Below are 1722 nucleotides of genomic sequence, written 5' to 3' on the forward strand. Positions count from 1 at the left end.
AAGTAGCGTGGACCCTTGCAGGGCACGGCGCAGCTCGCGTTGGAATGCCGAAAAGCGGCTGTATAGCTCACGGTACGTGGCGATCAGCGCGTCGCCGTCGGATCTCGCTTTCTTCTTCGCGAGTACTTCGGCGGTCGCCACAAGCAGGTCCGCCGCCTTGCCGTAGCTGCCGCGGTGCTTCTTTCCGACGATAGCGTCCACTCGTTTGCCGGTCTGTTCGACGCACCAAAGCAGGTACTTCGTCGCCTCGTCCTCCGACAACTGAATGGACCGGATGATCTCCATGGCGGCTATCCGGAACCTCGACGCGACGTCCTCGCCGACAGAGCGCTGCCACGTCGTCCGCATCGCCGGTTCCCAGAGCCGCTCCAAGGCAACCGGGATCGCCGAGTCAGGCTCGCAGGAGAGGAGCATGAGGAAGAACGGAATCACCAGACCCTTCGGATTGCCGCCGTAGCTCCAACCGAGAGGGCTGTCGTCGTCGCAGAGCTCGAATGCGTCCTCATACCGCCCGGAGAGCAGATACGCCTGCGGTAACAGGCCATCGGGTGCCCAGCTTCGTGGGGTCTCGCGGTCCTCGCGGACGAAGCCCCTCGGGGAGCGTTCCTGTTCCTCCGAGAGCGAGCGCACTCTCACGATCGCTTGCGCACTCTCATCCGCGTGGCGTCCCTGGAGTTCGGCAAGCGAGAGAAGACGCAGGAGATCGGACAGCGACGGTCTTGAGCGGAATGCCTCGCGACATCCCGTCAACTGCATCGACACGTCGCCGAGCCGCTTGCCCGCCCGCATCAGCCCAGTCGCGATATCCGCTCGCACGACGAAGTCCTCGGGGACTCGCGCGAGCCCCTCGGCCGCCGCCTCGGCCATCGCCTCGAAGTCCGACTCCTCTTCCAGGCATCCGATCCAGTCGACATAGGCCTCAGGGTGATCGTCTCCCTCTTCGCGCGCCAATGCGGCCACGGCCGAAGTCCCACCGGAGAGGGTGACCGCCTCGCGCAGCAGATAGCGGCCGACGCGGTCGTTTCTGCTTCGCAGCAGATCGATCCAGTTCGGAAGGAAGTCCGCGAGGTCCGGAAGAGGTCCGGGCGCCGCACCAGCGACGCGCCGCAGATCGAGGTCGGCTCCGACCGAATAGCCGAATCTGTCGATGGCCTGCAACAGCGCGAAAGGCCGCGCGTCGGGTTCTGCCGACCGATAGGCAGCCTGCAGGTAGAGCAGGCGCGTCTCCTCGAGGTCGGTGTCCAGTATGTCGCGAGGGTCGCGGCTTCCGGGCAGGTGCCCGGGCTCGTCGCCCATCTCGAGAATGTCGAACAACGCCATGTACGCTTCTTCGGCCAACTCGGGGCGCTCGTTTATGAGAGCCTCACGCGCCTCGGCGAAGAGAGCGTCCATCTCGTACGTCCAGCTCTCGTCGCCCCAGTCCCTCTCCTCTTGGATCGCGTCGTCCCATCCCCAGCCGGTGCAGTAGTCACCGTTGCGCACTCGCGTGGCGAGGGCATCGATCTCATCCAGCAAGTCCGTGGCGGACACCGGATGTGGTGATGACGCGGGAGGGACGAGCTTGTCCAAGAAGTCATGACGCTTCTTGGGAGGCGTGTGCTTGGCCCAGTCGAGCACTATCTCCCGCAGGGTCTCGATCGAGTAGCCGTCAACTCGGCTCTCGACGCGCTCGATGAACTCCCGGAAGCTCAGGTTAGGCGACATCTTCCATCCTCATGGGGT

1 protein-coding gene is annotated in these 1722 nt (G+C 64.6%); it reads right to left on the minus strand.

The features are described from left to right. The coding region (locus Q8K99_04355) for a hypothetical protein (GenBank protein MDP2181785.1) at positions 1–1704 on the minus strand (1704 nt) is incomplete at its 3' end. Positions 1705–1722 lie beyond the last annotated feature (18 nt).

Source organism: Actinomycetota bacterium (genome assembly GCA_030682655.1).
Lineage (GTDB): Bacteria > Actinomycetota > Coriobacteriia > Anaerosomatales > JAUXNU01 > JAUXNU01.